Here is a 16,161-nt window from a genome sequence, read left to right as displayed (position 1 = left end):
GGGGCTTTTCCGATGAACGTCCAACAACGGGTTAGACCTGTGCCACCGCCGGGCGATGGACCGGCCCATGCGATTGCCGGCATCTTCGCCGCGGAATTGAAGGTGCCGGCCGTCGGCTTCGACGACAATTTCTTCGATCTCGGCGGCGATTCGCTGATGGCGGAGACTCTGGTGCTTGCCGTGCAGAAGCGGTTCGGCGTGAGATTGCAGACTTCCGTCCTGCTCGAAGCGCAGACACCGCGGGAATTCGGCCGGTTGATCGCATCGCTGGTGCCGGAGCATCCGGCCCGTGAGCTGATCGTGCCGGTGTCCGGCAGCGTCGGCCAGGAGCCGATCGCGATGATCCACGGCATCACCGGCTCGGCCTTGTTCGCCAATCGCTTCAGCAGGCGTCTGAAAGAGGAATACGCGATCATGGCGGTGCGCGGCATGGGCACGGAACTCGGCGAGACGCCCTATTCCACCATGGCCGAAATTGGCACCAACTATTTTGAAGCCTTCACCTCGGTAACAGGCAGGCACCCCGAAGTCATCGGTGGCATATGCGTGGGTGGCCTGCTCGCGATCGAGGTCGGCCGGCTGAGCCATGAGGCGACGGGCAAGCGGCCGGCGATCGTGCTCATCGATCCGCCGTCGCCAGGTTCGGCCTGGCTGAAGCCGATGCCCGACGATCGCCTCACGGAGAGGAGGCGGCGCGATATCGTGCGCAAGGTAGTCTACTGGCGCCTGTTGCGAGACACGCTGAAGGCGGTCGGTCTCGGACAGACACGCCTGGGGCGCCATCTGCGCAAGAAGGCATACAAGAGCGCGCTGCTGCAGGCCGCAGCCGGTTTTGTGCCCTCGTCCTACCCCTGCGACATCCTCATCCTCGCCAGTTCCGAATGGGGAGCCACCACCGTCAAGGACTACAAGGGCTGGGCGTCTAACGAGGCCAGCGTGAAAACGGTCGTCATGCCGGGTACTCACAACAAATTCCGCAAGGCCAACATGGACGCGATCGACGCGGAGATCTTGACGTTCCTCTCCGCCCGAAGCGAGGCTCCACGCGAAAACCCGCATCGTCAATGAGTTTTGGTTGGCAGATACTGGAGGCCTTCGCTGCCCATGGCGACAAGGTCGCGATGGTCAGCGGCCGGTCTGATATCACCTATTCCCAGGCCCTGACGCAGAGCGGACATCTTGCAGCCAATTTCGGCGCATCGGGCATCCGACCGGGCGACCGCGTCGGCCTCGCCATGCTCGACAACATCGACGTGATCCTTTCGATCCTCGCCTGTTGGAAAATCGGCGCGACCCCTGTTGTCGTCGACTTTCGAACGCCCAGGAGTCAGCGAGCCAGGCAGGCCCGCGACTTCGGTCTGAGCATCGTTTTTGAAAGCCGCGCCATGCCGGGCGATGAGGTCTATCCGAACGCCCTTTTCGACGCTGGCTGGAAATCGGCTTCGGCGCCGGGATCCGACGTCGGCCCCCCGGCGAGCGATGCCGTCCCGGCCTTTTTGATCTTTTCGTCCGGCACGACGGGCGATCCAAAGGCCTACACCCAGTCGCATGAGGCACTCGCCAGGCGCATCGCGGCGCGCCGGGGCGTGGTGGAGGGAACCGCCAAACGATTCCTGACGCCGATGGCCCTGTCATACTCGGCAATGCGTCACCAGGTCTTCGGCTATCTGCTTTACGGGGGAATCGTTCGGTTCTTTCCTCCCTTGTTCACCCCCTCGGAGCTCATCGAGGCGCTGCTCTCGTTCCAGGCAAGCGGCACGGCGCTGGCGCCATCAGTCATTGCCCGGATGGTCAAGGAGGTGGGCGAACGCGCAACCCACCTGCTTCCCCAACTTTCCGTTCTCTACAGCGTAGGCGGACCGGCCAGAGGGGAAGACAAGATCGCTGCCTACCGCTATCTCTCCTCTGGATACCGGATAAGCTACTCATCGAGCCTTACCGGCATCATATCCTCGCTATGGGGTGAGGATATTCTGGCAAAGCCCGAAAGCGCCGGCCGTCCGGTCGCCGGCGCACAGGTCGAAATCCTCGGTGCCGATGGCCGCGTGTTGCCGCAAGGTGAGCGCGGGCTGATCAAGGCATGGACGCCGACCATGGCATCCGCGGTCCTGATGCCCGGCAACCGCCTGTTCGTCGATCCGCAGATCATGAGCTCCGACTGGGGCATCCCCGGTGATATCGGATTTCTGGACGCCGACGGATTTATCACGATCGTCGATCGGGAGGCCGATATGATCGTTCGCGGCGGCGTCAGTGTCGCGCCGCAGGAGCTTGAAAAACTGATCCGCACCCATGCCAAGGTGCAGGACGTCGCCGTGGCCGGCTTTCCAGATGAGACCATGGGGCAGGAAATCGCCGCCTTCATCGTCTCCGACCGCGGAACCGTCGAGGAATTCCAGGCTTTCATGCGCACCAACATCGCGCCCGACCGGCGGCCGCGCGAGATCAGGCTGGTCGCCTCGTTGCCTTACAGCGGCAACGGCAAGCTGCTACGCCGCCAACTGGTCGAAACGCTGGCGCCGCATAAGGGTTCTTAGAAAATTCCGCTAATGCCTGTGAGCCACGGAGTCGGCCAGGGCTGGGATGCCAGCATGTCGAAGACCGAATAGACGAAGGCCGTCGCGGCGGCAGCGATCACCAGGGATGACCGCCTCGACTTCGTCCCAAGCACCATGATGCTGCCGGCAACGAAGATGAAGGTCGCTGCCAGGTGACCGACCAACAGGATGAGAAAGGCGAGGGCCAGACAAAGGCCGATGATTGCGAGATTGCCTTTCATGGTGGGTTCCGAAACCGGAGACCATTCGCCTGGTATCGCGGCAGGCACGGATAGGACAGGCGTGGCCCGCCTGCGCCATCGCAGCGACGCCTGCACTGTGGTCACCAGCGAAAACACCAACAGGAATCCAGCCGTGATGACCGGGAAAATGGCGGCCTCGAAGGGAAAGCCGGTCACGGCCGTCCCCAACGCCGCGAACGCCAGCAATGTCATGGTGGCGCCTGCGACAATGTCGGGCAGCGCGGGGGGCAGCGGCCCGCCGGGATTTCTGGCCCTGATCCACGACAGCGTCTGCCTGACGAGACCGACCACGGCCAGTCCAAGCAGGATGAGCACCAGCGGCTGGGCAAGCCACGACCAGCCGGAAATCTGATAGGCGAGAAAGAAATAGTTCTCGAGGCTCGGGCCGAGCACGAATCCCAATGAAAAGGCCGAGCGCGGCCAGTTGAGTTCCTTCATCGCCATGCCGACGGCGCCGACGCCGATGACCAGCGCGAAATCGAAGGCGCTCATATTGGTCTGGTATGCACCAACCACGATGAAGGTGACCACCAGCGGCACCAGGATGGCGGCCGGAACCTGCGCGACGCGCGCCAGAGGCCGGGTCAGCACAAGGCAGGTCACCGCGCCTACGATATTTGCCACGGCGATGCTGAACACCATCGACATGGTGAGCGCGGCATTCTTGCCCAGCATGTCGGGGCCGGGAACGAGCCCATGGACGACAAAGGCGCCGAGCAGGATGCTCATCGAGGCCGAACCCGGCACGCCGAAGGCGATGGTCGGGATGAGCGAGCCGCCTTCCTTGGCATTGTTGGCGCTCTCGGGCGCGATGACGCCCCTGACATTGCCTTCGCCGAATTTCGGTCCCGAGCCAGGCCGCCGTGACGCATGGCCATAGGCGATCCAGTCCAGCACCGCGATGCCGACACCGGGAACTGCGCCCAGCAGCGAACCGATGCTGCTGCATCGCAGCACCAGCGGCCACTCCCGCAGCGTGTCCCTGATGCCTTGCCACATGCCCGCATAAGTCGGTCGCTCCGCATTGCCCTGGATGGAACCTCGCAACAGGAGCGAAGCCAGCTCCGGTAGGCCGAACAGGCCGAGAAACACCAGGGCCACCGGCAGACCGTCCCAGAGATAGATTTCACCAAAGGTCCACCGGTCGATGCCGGCGATCTTATCGATACCGACAAACGAGGCGAGCATGCCGAACATGGCCGCGGCCAGCCCCTTCAGCGGCTGGCTCCCGGCCAGCATCGCGACGATGGAGAGCCCGAAGGCGCAGATGGCGAAGAAGTCCGGCGTCTTTAGATAGAGGACAAGCGGTCGCATGATGGGAATAGCCGCGGCAAGCACCAGAGCGCCGAACACGCCGCCAATCATCGACGCCGAATAGGAGGCGCCGAAGGCGCGCGCGGCTTCGCCTTTCTTGGCCATGGCATGGCCGTCGAGCACCGTCGCCGCCGCTCCGACCGAGCCCGGAACCCCAAACAGGATGGCCGGGATCGTATCGGAGGTGGTATTGACCGATCCCATACCGAGCAGGAGCGCGAAGGCGGCATAGGCGTCCATGTTGTAGGTCATCGGGATGAGCAGGGCCATCGCGAACAGCCCGCCAATGCCCGGGACAACGCCGACGACGAGGCCGACGAAAACGCCGGTCACCAGCATCAGCATGCGAAACGGCTGGGCCATCTCGACGACGGCGGTGAGTATCAGATCCACCGTTGAGCCTCGCCGGGAATCTACTTCACCAGATTTCTGGCGGTCTCGAACACATCCGGATCCACCTTCAACTGCTCCGAGACAAGCCGGCTTATGTCTTCGCCGCTGGTGGCGTTGACGGTCATTTCGCTAAGCTTGCCGATGTCGGCCAGGAACGCCTTATCCCTGACCATCTCCATATATCCCTTGCGCAGCGTTTCGACCGTCTCCTTGGGCGTGCCCGGCGGGACAACCAACGGATGATGGAACTGCAAAGCGGTCTCGATCAGCGCGGCCGCTTCCCGGACCTTCGGGTCGTCGATCCTAGCAGTGAACTTCTCCTGGCCTGCAACGATGCCCTGGCCGAAGGTACCAATGAGGTTGAGCGCGTCGCGGTTTTCGGAGGTGTTGTAACTGGAGACTCCGCACATTCCGGCGATCTCGCCTCGCTGCATCGCCAGTTCGATATCGGCTGTGCCTTCAAAGCCGGTGACGACCTTGAACTTTGCCTTCAAGCCGTTCTTGACCAGCGCCGCGAAAATGTAGGTCACGCTGCTCTTGCCGGTCGCCCCAATCAGGAAATCGGACTGCAGGAACTTGTCCATCGTGTCGATGCCGGAACTCTTGGCCGTCAGGCAATAGGCCGGCTCGTTGACGAGCGAGCCAATCCATTGCAGGGCAAGCGGATCGAAATTGGCGTTCTGGGGATCGAGCACCGGCGCATATGACATGGCTTCGCTGACGGAAGCGATGACGCTGCCGTCGGCCGGCTCGCTGCGCAACACCATCTTGGTGAGCTTCAGGCTGCCGCCCCCGGGCACATTCTGGACGACTATATCCGGATTGCCGGGAAGGAACCGGCCGAAGTGGCGGGCGATCAGCCGCGATGTCTGGTCATAGCCCCCGCCGGGGCCATAGCCGACCTTGATCGTGATTGTCTTGAATTCGACCGCTTGCGCCCGGGCGCCCGTGGCAAAGACAATGCTGGCGGCAACGAAGGGAATGGCGCGCAATGCGCGGAAGATCGCAACCAACATATCAACCCCGTGCAGAACCCGGATGGCGTTTTAGCGCTACGATGTCGCGATTGATAGCGCCCGCGACCAGATCAGGTTGAAATACAGCATGCGTGTACGACAAGCCGGTGGTCGCAAAAATTCTCGCGGCTCCAGGCCGGGGTTGTGGGAAGATGAGCTTCGCCTTATGGGAGCATGCATCCGATTTGGAGCAATGGCGAAGTTTGTAATGAGCTGGAAGCCGGCCAAGGGCCTTGTTGATCTGCTGAACCACAACTGGCCTGTCAGAAAGGCCAAGGCTTTTCGCAACGCCTTGATTGAGCGTGATTTTCGCGGGCGCGGCGTTCCCGAAGGCCTGAAATTCACCGAGGAGCTGCTGCAAACCGGTTCCCGGCGCTTCTGCTTTGTCATTGCCTTCAACACGCCCTGGGTCATCGATGCGCTCACCCGAGCCTGGCAATTGTATTCCTCTGGGATGACGCTGGTGGTCATCGACAATTCATCCGATCGATCGGCAAGGGTGCGTATCGCGGACATCTGCCGGGCGCGAAAAACCGCTTATTTCGGTTTGCCTCGGAACCGGGAAAGCCATCCCAACCGGTCGCACGGGATATCCATGAATTGGATCTTCCACAACATCGTTCGGCCTTTGCGGCCGGAGCTTTTCGGATTTCTGGATCACGACTGCTTTCCGACCGTCCCCGTGGACATCGCCGCGACGATGGAGGGAAAAATCGTCCACGGCTCAAAGCGCCCAGCGCAAGCGGACCCCGAGGCCTGGTTCATGTGGGCTGGGTTCTGCTTCTTCCGCTTCAGCGCCGTGCAAGGACTGGACCTGGACTTCACACCGCGTTTTGTCAGCGGAATGGACACCGGCGGCGGAAACTGGAGCCTGCTGTATCGCGGACTTGGCGAGAACGATGTTTCCGATGCGCAAAAGACGGCAGCCGATCTCGATGTTGATGGGATGGAAGCGGACCATCGGATGCTGGGCGGCGCCTTTTTCCACGTCGGCGGCGCCTCGCACAGAAAATTGGTCATGACCCCACAGTATCGGCGGCTGATCTCCGATCATGTGTGGGAGACCCATCTTGGCGGCGGCGAAAGCCGCCTCGTCAAGGACCCCTGACCGGCTCGCGGCGGCCAGCCTCAAAATCCTGAAAATGGACGACCACTCCATCCGCATCGATGAAGATGACGGCATAGGCGGGCGGCTCGTGGCCCAGCCGCCAGCTGTCCGAAAAATCGAGGGCGCTCTGATGGTTGGTGCTGCGCAGCGTGCTGACCGGTATGCCGCGCCAGCTGCCGGCGATCAGCCTGTGGACATGGCCGGCAAAGATGTGGCCGACATTGCCGTGGCGCCGGAGAATGTCATGGAAGGCATCGGCGTCGACGAGCCTGACCTCGTCGAGCACCGGCATGTGAATGCGGAACGGCGGGTGGTGCATGAAGAGGAAGACCGGCCTGTCGCGCGCTTCGTGCAGCTTCTCGTCCAGCCAGTCGAGACGGGCCGCGCACAGCCTGCCCTCGACATGTCCGCTGTCCAGCGTGTCGAGCAGGATCAGGCGGCCATCGCCGCCATCGAAAACGCTCTGGACAAACCCGCGCTCGGCCGGCGCTTCCGGGAACATTTCGAGAAAAAGCGCCCTGTCGTCGTGGTTGCCGAGCATCAGCCGGCAAGGCGGCACGAACCGCGCCAGCGCCTCTCGCAACGCCGCATAGGCCGCGCGCTCGCCATCATTGCTCAGGTCGCCTGATATCACCACCAGGTCGGCATCGGCATGGTTCCTGCCGATATCCGCCAGGCAGGCTTCCAGCCGCGCGAGCGGATCCGAACCGTAGAGATAACCACCGAGCGCCATCAGATGCGGATCGGAGAGCTGGATGATTTTCATGGGCCGCGCACTGCCTTCCCGCCGGCGCCCTGGCGTTGGCCTGAAGGCGGCATGTTTCGACCAATTTTACTGTGCCGTCCAGCCGCCATCCATCGGTAACGTCGTGCCGGTGATCTGCCTGGCCGCATCCGAGCACAGGAACAATGCCAGTGCCGCAAGCTCTTCGACAGTAACGAATTCCTTGGTCGGCTGCGCGGCCAGCAGCACGTCGTGCTTGACCTGTTCCTCGGTCATGCCCCGCGCCTTCATCGTGTCGGGGATCTGCTTTTCGACCAGCGGCGTCCAGACATAGCCAGGCGCGATCGCGTTCACGGTGATGCCGTCCTGCGCGACTTCCAGCGCCACCGTCTTGGTCAGGCCTGATATGCCGTGCTTGGCCGAGACATAGGCCGACTTGAACGGCGAGGCGACCAGCGCGTGCGCGGAAGCCGTGTTGACGATGCGGCCCCATTTGCGTGCCTTCATGCCGGGCACCACCGCCTTGATGGCGTAGAAGGCGGCCAAAAGGTTGATGCGGATGATGGCTTCCCATTTGTCGTCGGGAAACTCCTCGATCGGCGCCACATGCTGGATGCCGGCATTGTTGACCAGTATGTCGAGGCTGCCGAGCGCCTCTTCCGCGTCATGGATCATGGCTGTGACCGCGGCGCCATCCATCATGTTGGCATCGGAATAGCGGCACTTGACGCCGAAATCCTTCTCGATGCCGGCGCGCTCCCGCTCGATGGCGGCAGCATCGCCAAGACCATTGATGGTGACGTTGGCGCCCTCGGCGGCAAAGGCGCGGGCGATTGCCAGGCCGATACCGCTGGTCGAGCCGGTGACGAGGGCATTCTTCGAAGACAGGGAACCCATGGGAGATCTCGCGCGAGGTGGGAGGGAACATGACGATATAATTGTGCGTCGCAGCATGACAATGGCAGAGCCATATGTCGATGCGATTACAGCCAGACGACAACGCCTGCTTGTCCTCGCCCGGTTCGGAAACCTGGTCGTTAGGCTGACACGGCACTGTCATGGTGCCGTGCAACATAATCGTTGCGCATTCGCGCGATCCTTCCTGAACGAATTCGTCCGACAGAACCTTGGGGCACCAGCATGGAAATCGCCGATGTCGTGAAGCGCGCCTATGCGATGCCGCTCACCAATCCCTCGTTTCCGCCAGGGCCCTATCGCTTCTTCGACCGCGAATACATCATCATCACCTATCGCACGACACGCGAGGCGCTCGAGGCCGTCGTGCCGGCGCCGCTTGAAATCGACGAGCCGCTGGTCAAGTACGAATTCATCCGCATGCCGGACTCCACCGGCTTCGGCGACTACACCGAGACCGGCCAGGTCATCCCGGTGCGCTACAAGGGCCAGCATGGCGGCTACGTCCATTCGATGTATCTCGACGATGACGCGCCGATCGCCGGCGGCCGCGAGTTGTGGGGGTTTCCAAAGAAACTCGCCAATCCCAAGATCGTCCATGAAGGCGAGGTAATCGTCGGCACGCTGCACTATGGCAGCGTTCTGTGCGCCACCGGCACGATGGGCTACAAGCATCGTGAGGCCGATCATGACCAGGTACTCGCCTCGCTCGCCGCCCCCAATTTCCTCATCAAGATCATCCCCCATGTCGACGGCACGCCGCGCATCTGCGAGCTGGTCCGCTACTACCTCACCGATATCACGCTGAAGGAAGCCTGGACGGCGCCCGCCGCGCTCGACCTGCGGCCCCATGTCATGGCCGACGTGGCGAAGCTGCCCGTGCTCGACATCGTGTCGGCGGTTCACTTCAAGGCCGATCTGACGCTCGGGCTGGGCGAAGTGGTGCATGATTACCTCGCTGACCACAGCCGATCCGCTGCCAGCGCAACCCAGCTGGAGAAAGTCAGTGCTTGATCGTAACCGCAACAAGGCAGCCGCCGCCACCATCGAGGAAATCACGGCGCAGTATGACCGTATCGCGCTGGTCTTTCAGGGCGGCGGCGCGCTCGGCGCCTATCAGGCAGGGGTCTATCAGGCGCTGGCCGATGCCGGCTGCGAGCCGACCTGGCTATCCGGCGTCTCCATCGGCGCCATCAATGCCGCGATCATCGCAGGCAACGAGCCGAGCCGCCGGCTGCAGCGGCTGGAACAGTTCTGGCAGACGATTTCCGGCCGCAAGATCTGGTCCTATACGCCCGAAGGCGACATCTACCGCGATATCCGCAACCAGACCTCGTCGTTGATGACGATGACGATGGGCCAGCCCGGCTTCTTCAAGCCGCGCAATCCCAATCCCTGGTTCCAGCTGTCGGGCGCAGAAGGCGCCACCAGCTTCTACGACACCGCCGAATTGAAGGACACGCTGGAGAGCCTGATCGACTTCGACGTGCTGAACGACGGCAAGAAGCGGCTGAGCGTCGGCGCGGTCAATGTCAGGACCGGTAACTTCGTCTATTTCGACACCGAGAAGGTGCGTATCGAGCCGGAGCACATCATGGCCAGCGGCGCGCTGCCGCCGGCCTTTCCTTCGATCCGTATCGAGGGCGAGTACTATTGGGATGGTGGCATCGTCTCCAACACGCCGCTGCAATACCTGCTCGACCAGGAAGAGGACCGTTCCTCGCTGGTCTTCCAGGTCGATCTGTTCAGCGCCCGCGGCGTGCTGCCGCGCGGCATGGCCGACGTGCTGTCGCGCCACAAGGACATCATGTATTCGAGCCGCACGCGGCAGAACACCGACAATTTCGAGCGCATCCATGCGCTGAAGATGAAGCTGCTCGATGCGCTGAAGCGCGTGCCGTCGGAGCAGCTAAGGGAAGGCGAGCAGGAGTTGATCGCCGACTATTCCAACGCCGGCGTCGTCAACATCGTCCACCTGATCTACCAGCACAAAGGCTATGAGGGCCACGCCAAGGACTATGAGTTTTCGGGCACCTCGATGCGCGAGCATTGGGAGATGGGCCTCGAGGACACCGAGCGCACGCTGCGTCACAAGAAGTGGCTGATGCTGCCGACCAATGCCGACGGCGTCACCATCCACGACCTGCATCGCGAAGATCCGACCTGAGCGACCCAAGAGCGGTTCTCCGTTTCGTCGAAACGCAGAGCCGCTCTACCTGTCTATTTTGGCTCAGAACCTAAGATTGGCGCCGGCTCTCAGCAGGAGCCAGTAGAACAGGCCAGTCGCGGCCGCCGCGATCAACAGCGCCAGTTCGAATCCGCCCGGCGTTTGCGTAAGCGGCAGCCCGGCGGTGTTCATGCCGAACATGCCGACAATCAGCGAGCCCGGCAGAAGCAGCGCGCTCATCACAGCCAGCGCCTTAAGGCTGCGGTTGGATTCGTCCGCGAGCTCGGCGGCGACCTCCTCCTGCAACAGCCGTGCACGGTCGTTGACCATGACGACTTCGCGGTCGAGCCTTTCCAGCCGCGTGGTAAGCCGGCGCAGGATCTCGTGCGCCCCCGCCGACAGCTTCCAGTCCGAGCGGTCCTCGTCCTGGAAGAGCGCCGCCAGCGCCGAGATCGGGCGGTGCAGGGAGACCGCCAGACGGCGAACATCTTTCAGCCGCCGCCTTTCGTCGGCAAGCCGCTCGGTCACCAAATGATCTTCCACTTCGTCGAGCCGCTTGGTGGCGGCAGCGAGCCGCAGGCTGGTGCTGCTGCAGAACGCCAGCACGATCGCCTCGAAAAGTTCGAAGGCGGTGGCGGGCCGCAGCCCCGCGGCCAGCGCCTCGTGCACCTCCTCGACCGCTGCCAGCGAATGGCGGCGGCCGGTCACCAGCAGCCGCTCCGAGACCGCGAAGCGCAACCTGCCTATGGTGGTCGACTGACGCGCGATTTCGCTGTGCAGGTCGGCGGAAATGCCATGGACGACACCATCCTCATGCGCCAGCGAGGGGCTGTCCTCATGGCCTTCGAGGATCGCGTTGGCCGAGGCCGGCAAGGCGCAGGTACGGCTGACCCAGGAATGGGCACGCTGGTCGACGAGATCGACATGCAGCCAGACCCAGCCCTCACGCATCGCCAGTGCCGCGCCGATATCGCGCGGAGCAAGCGCCACCGGGGTTTTGCCTGGCAAGCGGTGATAAGCCCAGACCAGGCCAGGCGCCGGATGCTGTCGTCGACGGCAAGCAGGGCCAGATGCGATGCGTCGTTCATGACTGCCGCCCGAAATCGTCGCGAACCTGTCGACGGAAAACGAGACGGCGCCATTGTGGCGCCGTCGGTAGTGTTGTCGCTTCGCCCGCTCAGAACACCTGGCGGAAGATGATGAACAGCACGAAGGCCAGCGTGATCGAGCACGGCAGGGTAAGCACCCAGGCGAGCAGCAGGTTGCGCACCGTCGACCATTGCAGGCCCGAGCCGTTGGCCGCCATGGTTCCGGCGACGCCGGACGACAGCACATGGGTCGTCGACACCGGCAGACCCAGACGGTCGGCCATGCCGATGGTGACCATCGCCACGAGTTCGGCGGCAGCGCCCTGGCCATAGGTCAGGTGGCTCTTGCCGATCTTCTCGCCGACCGTGACGACGATGCGTTTCCAGCCGACCATGGTGCCCAGGCCAAGCGCCAGGGCCACCGCGACCTTCACCCAGATCGGGATGAACTTCGTCGCGTTGTCGACGGCCTTGTGATAGTCGGTGACCGCCTTGAGATCGGCGGCCTCCATCGGCAGCAACTGCTTCTTGTCGATCAGTTTCAGCGCCTCGCCGATCAGATAGATGTCGTTGCGGGCGTTGCTGACCAGATCGGTCGGCACGGTGTCGACCGAAGCGTAAGGCTGCAGCTCGGCCGTCGTGTTGTGGATGTAGCTCTGCAGAGCGACGGTCGTCTTGTCGCTCCAGCTCCGGGTGCGCACGGCATCCTGCACGGCAGCCTTGGCATCCTTCGCATCGGCGACGGTGACACCGGGCTTCACATATTTGCCCAGCGCGGTCTCCACGCTGACCGAGGCCGACTTGTAGGCTTCGAGATAGTTGATGTCGGGCGTGCGGTTGAGCGCGTAGGCCGTCGGCACCACGCCGATCAGGATCAGCATGATCAGGCCCATGCCCTTCTGGCCGTCATTGGAGCCATGCGCAAAGCTGACGCCGGTGCAGGTGAAGATCAGCAGCGCGCGGATCCACCAGGGCGGCGGCGCATTGCCTTTCGGCGCCTCGTAGAGCGCCGGATTGCGGACGAGAAGCTTCATCGCGTAGAGCAGGATCGCCGCGGCGAAGAAGCCGATGATCGGCGACACCAGCAAGGTCACGCCGACATTGGTCGCCTGCGACCAGTCGACGCCGCTGGTAGCGCTGCCGGCAGGTGCCATGAACTGGTTGGCGAGGCCGACACCGATGATCGAACCGACCATGGTGTGCGAGCTCGACGCCGGCAGGCCGAGGAACCAGGTGCCGAGGTTCCACAGGATGGCGGCCACCAGCAGTGCGAACACCATGGCAAAGCCGGAGGAAGAACCGACCTGCAGGATCAGCTCGACGGGCAGCAGCGACAGGATGCCGAAGGCGACCGCGCCGCTGGAAGTGAGAACCCCGAGGAAATTGAAGGCGCCCGACCACATGACGGCGAACTCCGCCGGCAGCGAGCGTGTGTAGATGACGGTCGCCACCGCATTGGCGGTGTCATGGAACCCGTTGACGAATTCGAAGCCGAGCGCGATCAGCAAGGCGATGCCGAGCAGGATCCACGGCACCGTCTTGGCCACCGCCAGGTCCTGGCTAAGCGCGTAGCCGACATAGACCACGCCGACCAGCACCAGCACACCGAAGACCGGCAGGAACCACTTCGCGCCACCCGAACTATCCAGCGGATGATCCGGCCTTGGAATGCCCGCCTCACTAGAAACTATGTCCACCATGTCCCACTCCTATTGCATTGCAGCAAAGAACTGGAAAAGACGCTATGTCCGGACGATGAACCCTGTGTGACGCCGGGAGAGGCCTGGCCTTACGCGCGGTCGCCTTCAGGCGGGACCGGAGCGTGTCTTCAGGATCGCCGAGAACAGCGGATCGAAGGCGCGGCTGATCGGCGCCGCCGCGGCTCCCAACGCAATCGACCAGGGATCGGTGGTGCCGAGCTGCAGGCGCGGCAAGGTCCGGCCTGGCCGGTCGGCGATCGACGAAAGCAGCGGATGCATGGCCTCGACGAGCCGGCGCGCCAGCGCTTCCGGCGCGCCGCTGGTCAGGATGACTGTCTGCGGGTCGAAGATGGTTTCGATGAGATGCACGCTCCAGCGCAGATCATGGGCCGCGCCCTCGATCCAGCGCATGATCTTCACATCACCCGCCGCGGCCAGCGCGCCGATCTTTCCGTAGAGGTCCTCGTCGGCGGGATCGAGGCCAAGATGCTGGTAGAGCGAGGCGAGCGACGCGCGATGTTCGAGCGGTGTCGAGCCGGGACCGGCCGGCGACAGCAAGGCCATGCCGATTTCGCCGGCATTGCCATGGCCGCCGCTGTACAGTTCGCCGTTGAGGATCAGTCCGGCGCCAATGCCATAGCCGACATAAAGACACACTGCGTGGTCGACGCCGTGCGCGGCGCCGACGATGCGCTCGGCCGTCGCGCAGGCGGCGGCATCGTTCTGCAGGCCGACATTCAGTCCCGTGCCCTTGGCCAGCATGTCCAGCAGCGGAAACTTCTGCCAGGCCGGCATCATCCATTTGTCATCCGAATTTTTCAGGCCAAACGGTCCGGGCATGGCGACACCCAGGCCGACGAGGCGTTTTTCCGACTGCAACGAGATACCGGCCAGTTCGCGCCGGACACCATCGATCAGGCCGAGGATCACCTCGACGCCTCTGGACGGCTCATCGAAAGGCAGGTTCGCCTCGGCCCGCGCCAGCACGCTGCCCATCAGGTCGACCGCGACCGCACGCGTCAGGTGACGGTCGATCTGAAGGCCGATGGCGAAAGCGCCTTCCGGCACCAGCCTGTAGGGGGTCGACGGTTGCCCCCTGCCCTTGCGCACCGCATCGAGCGCAACGACCAGGCCGTCGCGTTCCAGGTCCTCGATGATGTTGGAAACCGCCTGCTTGGTAAGCTGCGTCGCCCGCGCCAAATCGGCCCGCGACAGCGCGCCATTGAGACGCAACGCCTCGACCATGACACGGCGGTTATGCGCGCTCGTGCCTTCCTGGTTGGTGCCGCTCTTGGCACGAATCGGGCTGATGTCGTCCACCGGCGTTTCCCCACTTGACACCATTAGAATATTGATCGACTAATTAAGTCAAGCGAGTTGACTTAATGTGAACCGAGCACCGCAAAACAAGATGGCCAAGGCTTCTGCTGCCGCCACTGGTCAGCCGGCACCATCAGGTCACGCGACATGGACCCGGGAAGACGATGCCAAACGTCTGGCAGCGCCGGCCCGTCAACGCTGCAATGGGAGAAGAAAATGCTTAAGACGATCACCAAGACACTGGTCGGCGCTGTTTTTGCCGGAGGACTGTTCGTCCCCCACGCTTTCGCCGAGACGACGCTCAACGCGCTTTTCATGGCGCAGGCCGCCTACAGCGAGGCCGACGTGCGTGCGATGACGGACGCCTTCACCAAGGCCAATCCGGACGTCAAGGTCAATCTCGAATTCGTCCCCTATGAGGGCCTGCACGACAAGACCGTGCTCGCCCAAGGGTCGGGCGGAGGCTATGACGTCGTCCTCTTCGACGTCATCTGGCCGGCCGAATACGCCACCAACAAGGTTCTGGTCGATGTGTCTTCCAAGATCACCGACGACATGAAGAAGGGCGTGTTGCCCGGCGCCTGGACCACGGTGCAGTATGACGGCAAGTCCTATGGCATGCCGTGGATCCTCGACACCAAATACCTGTTTTACAACAAGGATATTCTGGAAAAGGCCGGCATCAAGGCCCCGCCGAAGACCTGGGAGGAGCTCGGCGCACAGGCCAAGATCATCCAGGACAAGGGCCTGCTGAAGACGCCGATCGCGTGGAGCTGGTCGCAGGCGGAAGCGGCCATCTGCGACTACACCACGCTGGTCAGCGCCTATGGCGGCGACTTCCTCAAGGACGGCAAGCCGGACTTCCAGAATGGCGGCGGCCTGCTGGCCCTGAAATACATGGTCGACAGCTACAAGTCGGGTCTCACCAATCCCAATTCCAAGGAATTCCTCGAAGAGGACGTGCGCAAGGTTTTCGAAAACGGCGATGCCGCCTTCGCGCTGAACTGGACCTACATGTATAACATGGCCAACGACCCGAAGGACTCGAAGGTGGCCGGCAAGGTCGGCGTCGTGCCGGCGCCGGGCGTTGCCGGCACCAGCGAAGTGTCGGCCGTCAACGGTTCGATGGGTCTCGGCGTCACTGCGGTCTCGAAGCATCCCGACGAAGCCTGGAAGTACATCACCTTCATGACCTCGCAGGCGACGCAGAACCAGTACGCCAAGCTCTCGCTGCCGATCTGGGCCTCGTCCTATGACGACCCTACGGTCACCAAGGGCCAGGAAGAACTGATCGCCGCCGCCAAGCTCGGCCTGGCCGCCATGTATCCGCGTCCGACCACGCCGAAATACCAGGAACTGTCGACCGCGCTGCAGCAGGCAATCCAGGAATCGCTGCTCGGGACGTCTTCGCCGGAAGACGCCCTGAAGACCGCCGCGCAGAACAGCGGCCTCTGAGACAAGCCAGTCGTTCGATACGGGCGGCACTACAGCGTTGCGTCCCTTATGACGCGCAAAAAAACCTGTAGCACTTTCTATCTTGCGCATGATTCTTTCCGGAAATCGGTCTCCGATTTCCGGGGTCATGCGCGATTGCGGCCCGTACTATGTTCAGATCA

General features: G+C 62.9%; 13 protein-coding genes. 6 read left to right on the top strand and 7 right to left on the bottom strand.

The genetic code is table 11. The features are described 5' to 3' along the window. Positions 1-12 precede the first annotated feature (12 nt). Positions 13-1,068 (top strand): acyl carrier protein, encoded by a 1,056-nt coding sequence (locus FJ943_RS05435; protein WP_140720158.1) that lies wholly within the window; start codon positions 13-15, stop codon positions 1,066-1,068. Continuing rightward, the gene (locus FJ943_RS05430) at positions 1,065-2,537 is read left to right on the top strand and encodes a class I adenylate-forming enzyme family protein (RefSeq protein WP_140720156.1); all 1,473 of its coding nucleotides are present in this window, start codon (positions 1,065-1,067) and stop codon (positions 2,535-2,537) included. Before FJ943_RS05435 ends, FJ943_RS05430 begins: the two co-directional genes overlap by 4 nt. Here the strand turns inward: FJ943_RS05430 and FJ943_RS05425 are convergent. Then, the gene (locus FJ943_RS05425; protein WP_140720154.1) at positions 2,534-4,507 is read right to left on the bottom strand and encodes a tripartite tricarboxylate transporter permease; all 1,974 of its coding nucleotides are present in this window, start codon (positions 4,505-4,507) and stop codon (positions 2,534-2,536) included. The genes FJ943_RS05430 and FJ943_RS05425 overlap by 4 nt on opposite strands. Before the next feature lie 20 nt (positions 4,508-4,527). Then, positions 4,528-5,523 carry a hypothetical protein gene (locus FJ943_RS05420; RefSeq protein WP_140720152.1) on the bottom strand — a complete coding sequence of 332 codons (996 nt, stop codon included), beginning with the start codon at positions 5,521-5,523 and terminating at the stop codon, positions 4,528-4,530. Positions 5,524-5,731: 208 nt separating this feature from the next. On the opposite strand from FJ943_RS05420, the gene FJ943_RS05415 reads away from it, so the two are divergent. Next, positions 5,732-6,631, top strand: coding sequence for a hypothetical protein (locus FJ943_RS05415; RefSeq protein ID WP_246671827.1), 900 nt, complete (start codon positions 5,732-5,734; stop codon positions 6,629-6,631). Here the strand turns inward: FJ943_RS05415 and FJ943_RS05410 are convergent. Beyond that, positions 6,618-7,397, bottom strand: a complete 780-nt coding sequence (locus FJ943_RS05410; protein WP_140720148.1) for a phosphodiesterase — start codon at positions 7,395-7,397, stop codon at positions 6,618-6,620. The two genes, FJ943_RS05415 and FJ943_RS05410, sit on opposite strands and share 14 nt — an antisense overlap. 66 nt (positions 7,398-7,463) lie before the next feature. Continuing rightward, positions 7,464-8,252, bottom strand: a complete 789-nt coding sequence (locus tag FJ943_RS05405) for a 3-hydroxybutyrate dehydrogenase (protein WP_140720146.1) — start codon at positions 8,250-8,252, stop codon at positions 7,464-7,466. 243 nt (positions 8,253-8,495) lie between these two features. On the opposite strand from FJ943_RS05405, the gene FJ943_RS05400 reads away from it, so the two are divergent. Together FJ943_RS05400 and FJ943_RS05395 are read left to right on the top strand one after the other, a co-directional pair. Next, positions 8,496-9,284 (top strand): acetoacetate decarboxylase, encoded by a 789-nt coding sequence (locus FJ943_RS05400; RefSeq protein WP_140616765.1) that lies wholly within the window; start codon positions 8,496-8,498, stop codon positions 9,282-9,284. Beyond that, positions 9,277-10,437 (top strand): patatin-like phospholipase family protein, encoded by a 1,161-nt coding sequence (locus tag FJ943_RS05395; protein WP_140616764.1) that lies wholly within the window; start codon positions 9,277-9,279, stop codon positions 10,435-10,437. The genes FJ943_RS05400 and FJ943_RS05395 overlap by 8 nt, the downstream gene beginning before the upstream one ends. 63 nt (positions 10,438-10,500) lie before the next feature. Here the strand turns inward: FJ943_RS05395 and FJ943_RS05390 are convergent, their stop codons facing one another. The 3 genes from FJ943_RS05390 to FJ943_RS05380 form a co-directional block, all read right to left on the bottom strand. After that, positions 10,501-11,445: a transporter gene (locus tag FJ943_RS05390; protein WP_140720144.1), complete on the bottom strand. Its 945-nt coding sequence runs from the start codon at positions 11,443-11,445 to the stop codon at positions 10,501-10,503. Positions 11,446-11,614: 169 nt separating this feature from the next. Continuing rightward, positions 11,615-13,225: an inorganic phosphate transporter gene (locus FJ943_RS05385; protein ID WP_015315442.1), complete on the bottom strand. Its 1,611-nt coding sequence runs from the start codon at positions 13,223-13,225 to the stop codon at positions 11,615-11,617. 105 nt (positions 13,226-13,330) lie between these two features. Next, a complete protein-coding gene (locus tag FJ943_RS05380; protein WP_140662930.1) occupies positions 13,331-14,545 on the bottom strand; it encodes an ROK family transcriptional regulator in 1,215 nt (404 codons plus the stop codon). 216 nt (positions 14,546-14,761) lie between these two features. Here FJ943_RS05380 and FJ943_RS05375 point away from each other — a divergent pair, with 216 nt between their 5' ends. Beyond that, entirely contained in the window at positions 14,762-16,000 is a 1,239-nt protein-coding gene (locus FJ943_RS05375) for an extracellular solute-binding protein (RefSeq protein ID WP_015315440.1), read from the top strand. The last annotated feature ends 161 nt before the right edge of the window (positions 16,001-16,161 follow it).

It is taken from the genome of Mesorhizobium sp. B2-3-10, from assembly GCF_006442275.1.
Taxonomy (GTDB): Bacteria; Pseudomonadota; Alphaproteobacteria; order Rhizobiales; family Rhizobiaceae; genus Mesorhizobium; species Mesorhizobium australicum.
This window is presented reverse-complemented; position numbering and strand designations above follow the sequence as displayed.

What these genes read in the sequence shown, in the direction of transcription:
- FJ943_RS05435 (WP_140720158.1), top strand. Translation starts at nt 13, where the DNA reads ATGAACGTCCAACAACGGGTTAGACCTGTGCCACCGCCGGGCGATGGA.
- FJ943_RS05430 (WP_140720156.1), top strand. Translation starts at nt 1,065, where the DNA reads ATGAGTTTTGGTTGGCAGATACTGGAGGCCTTCGCTGCCCATGGCGAC.
- FJ943_RS05420 (WP_140720152.1), bottom strand. Translation starts at nt 5,523, where the DNA reads ATGTTGGTTGCGATCTTCCGCGCATTGCGCGCCATTCCCTTCGTTGCC.
- FJ943_RS05415 (WP_246671827.1), top strand. Translation starts at nt 5,732, where the DNA reads ATGAGCTGGAAGCCGGCCAAGGGCCTTGTTGATCTGCTGAACCACAAC.
- FJ943_RS05410 (WP_140720148.1), bottom strand. Translation starts at nt 7,397, where the DNA reads ATGAAAATCATCCAGCTCTCCGATCCGCATCTGATGGCGCTCGGTGGT.
- FJ943_RS05405 (WP_140720146.1), bottom strand. Translation starts at nt 8,252, where the DNA reads ATGGGTTCCCTGTCTTCGAAGAATGCCCTCGTCACCGGCTCGACCAGC.
- FJ943_RS05400 (WP_140616765.1), top strand. Translation starts at nt 8,496, where the DNA reads ATGGAAATCGCCGATGTCGTGAAGCGCGCCTATGCGATGCCGCTCACC.
- FJ943_RS05385 (WP_015315442.1), bottom strand. Translation starts at nt 13,225, where the DNA reads ATGGTGGACATAGTTTCTAGTGAGGCGGGCATTCCAAGGCCGGATCAT.
- FJ943_RS05375 (WP_015315440.1), top strand. Translation starts at nt 14,762, where the DNA reads ATGCTTAAGACGATCACCAAGACACTGGTCGGCGCTGTTTTTGCCGGA.